Raw genomic sequence first — 2972 nt, forward strand, 5'->3', positions numbered from 1 at the left:
CTCGCGTTGGCCTACGTCCTGACCATCTGTGGCGACACGCTCATTGATCTGGGTGATCCAGCTGGACACGCCCTCCTCACTGAAGCGCGGTCGGTCATCAATCGGTGCCCCGACCCAGGGATCGCTGACCGTTACTTGTCTCGGATCGAATCTCGGCACAACGTTGCCGCGGCGAGGAGCGCCAGAGCCGAGGCACTGGTCGAGCAGTTGACGGCACGCGAAACCGCCGTCTTGCGGTACCTGCCCACGAAAATGTCGCAACGTGAGATTGCATCCGAGCTCTACGTGTCCCTCAATACGGTGAAGACCCACTCCAGCGCCATCTATCGCAAGCTCGGAGTCGACAACCGCAAAGCAGCCGTCCAAGCCGCTCGCGATCACCAACTGCTCTAGGTCTCACCCGCTCGAGTGTTGCGGTTCGAGGACCGAGGGCGGCGTACTCTGACCAATTCGTTACCGCGAGAGGGAGCACAGACCGACATGCAGACACGGGCGTACGCCGACAGCGTGACTCGACAACGAGGTGACCTCCCAGGAATCTACGGCGAGGTCGACTTCACCGTCACGCCCGAGCGCCTGGATCAGAATGCGACAATCGACGACGAGCGATTCGCGGCAACCCGCGACGCGGTACGCCGGGTCTTCGATCGGCCGGAGCTCCTTGAGACGATGCGCAACGCCACGATGACCGGCGATCGCATCGCCGACGCGTACGCCGCGTTGATCCCCGAGCATGGTTTCCGGGCCCTCGTCGAGATGTTGGAGGCCGCATGCGAACGCGGCGTCGACAGTGTCGAGAACGCACCGCGCGAACTCGTCGACCTCATCTCCGCCATGGAGAACACGCCCGCCTGGGTCGACATGGAACTCGTCGAGCAAGGCGCTCGAACCGAACGAATCCCGATGGCGACTGCCACACCATTGGCGATCCGCGGGGCATTCCTCGCCACCTTCCTCAACAAATACGCCGCACTCCCGATGACGATGACCGGAACGCTGTCCGACGAGGCGGCGGCCAAACGGGTCTTCGAGACGGCGAGCTTCTTCACCGCCACGACCATGCCGGGAGCCCTGCAGCGGTCGGGTAAAGGATTCGAGGCCGCGGCGAAGGTACGGCTCATGCACTCGATGGTTCGCTACCACATCCTCAATTCAGGTCAGTGGGACGTCGCCACCTACGGCATTCCGATTCCACAGGCCGACCAGATGCCTGCGGGTCTGATCGGCGTCTTCTTGATGTCGGCACAACTGCTCCGCAAGGGACAGACCGACTTCACCCCCGAACAACGAGCCAGCGTCGAACTGTCGCGTTACCGGTGCTTCCTTCTCGGCCTTCCGGAAGACCTGCTCGGCGAAACACCCCAGGAGATCGTCGACCTGCTCATTGCCCGGCACGTTTCGCTGCGCGAGGGATACGACGACGAAACGTGCGGCGCGCTGGTGCGCGGCACCATGGACGCCGACCTGTTCGACACGTCCTCAATCACGGGTCGGCTGCACGCATGGCTCGAGAACGGCTTCTCGAAGTTCGTGTTGATCAAGAGTTTCCTCGGCGGCGACACAGCACGCGCTGCCTCGATCGGCATCACCTTTGGTCCGGCCGAAAAGGTGGCCGCTGGCGTCGCAGCAGGAACCGTGGCGCTCAAGACGATGTTCTACCGATTCGGCCTCCGCCTCCCCTTGGTCGACGGCTACGTTGACGCACGACTCAACCGGCGACTCGCCAAGCTGCTTGACATGTACGGCCACGCCGACTTCGTCACCGATGCTGACCGATACAAGCTGAACTGACCTCGAATCGAAGAAGTCAACGAGGGGCGTCTCGACACAGTGACCGTCAGCAGGAGATTTCGTCGACGATTTCGATCCTGGACGATCCAACCGAGACCATCTCGATCTTGTCGCCATGACACGGATCGACGAACACGTAGAGGTCGGCGTTCCCGCCGAGATAGAGGCGTTGGCGCACCGGCAGGGCACCGTCGACATCGGTGACGATTGCTGGGGTGGCACGGAAACCCATGAACTTCGTCATGAGTGCGCCCTCAGCACCCTTCACACCGAACTCCGGGCCTCTGATGAGCACCTCAGTGCCGAGCGCTGACATGAAGAGCAGCACAATCGCAATCCCCGCGAAGGCTGCCCGGCGGGGACGGATGAGATCGATCCGGAGCACAGATGGCAGCTCGTGGGTGAGGCCGATGATGACCGCCAGAATCGAGATCGCGACGATCGGGCCGATCACGAGGACCAGGACCAGATCGGCGTACACAGTCAGCGCAGCGCCGATGACGAGGAGGAGCATGCCAACGACCGTGCCGGCCACGGTCCGGTGCTCGCCAAGCCAATGAGATCCCCGCTCGCCGAGCGACTTTTCGCCGATGTCAAGCCAGCTGCGAACGTAGAGGAGCGGCCCGAACACAGCGACCAGAAGTGAGATGGTGACGATCGCATCGACAACTCGTGTGGTGGGATCAAGCGCGATGTCGACCGGACGAACCCCGAGGTGACCAAGGTACTTTCGCCAGAGCAACGACAGCACGGCCGCCAACGCCCCGGCCGCCGGAACCAATCCGAGGGCAACAGCAACCAACCGGGATCGCCGCTCGCTCGAAGTGACCTGGATGTCAGAGGCGATATCTCGGAGCACCGCTCCGGTTGCGGCCCCGGGGAGCCACATTTCGCCGTCCTGCACCGCGTGCACGGCACCGGTGAATTCCTCAGGATCAGCGTCGACATCAACAAAGCCGACGGCGCCGGCACCGATCGCTCGAGCGACATCTTCGTGACGGGCAGGCGACGTCGTCAGTGCGAGGACCCGGAGGTCGGGAAGCCGCGCGACAGTCGAAGCGATCCGACGGTAGGCGGCGCCTTCGGCGAAGTCGATGTCGACGATCGCGACGTCGACGTCATCGGCCAACTCTTCCAATGACTGCGCGCGGCGTGCAAAATGGACGACCTCGATGTCCTCG

2 protein-coding genes and 1 pseudogene are annotated in these 2972 nt (G+C 63.1%); 2 read left to right on the plus strand and 1 reads right to left on the minus strand.

Annotation, left to right across the window (positions count from 1 at the left end; translation table 11 throughout):
- Together ACH2DW_RS15195 and ACH2DW_RS15200 are read left to right on the plus strand one after the other, a co-directional pair.
- A partial coding sequence (locus tag ACH2DW_RS15195) for a response regulator transcription factor (RefSeq protein ID WP_394930590.1) occupies positions 1–393 on the plus strand: 393 nt, incomplete at its 5' end.
- Positions 394–507: 114 nt separating this feature from the next.
- Positions 508–1791: an oxygenase MpaB family protein gene (locus ACH2DW_RS15200; protein ID WP_394930591.1), complete on the plus strand. Its 1284-nt coding sequence runs from the start codon at positions 508–510 to the stop codon at positions 1789–1791.
- A 46-nt stretch (positions 1792–1837) separates the two neighbouring features.
- Here ACH2DW_RS15200 and ACH2DW_RS15205 read toward each other — a convergent pair.
- Positions 1838–2972: pseudogene (locus ACH2DW_RS15205) on the minus strand (hypothetical protein); the annotation flags it as partial.

The organism is uncultured Ilumatobacter sp., from assembly GCF_963980585.1.
Classification (GTDB): domain Bacteria; phylum Actinomycetota; class Acidimicrobiia; order Acidimicrobiales; family Ilumatobacteraceae; genus Ilumatobacter_A.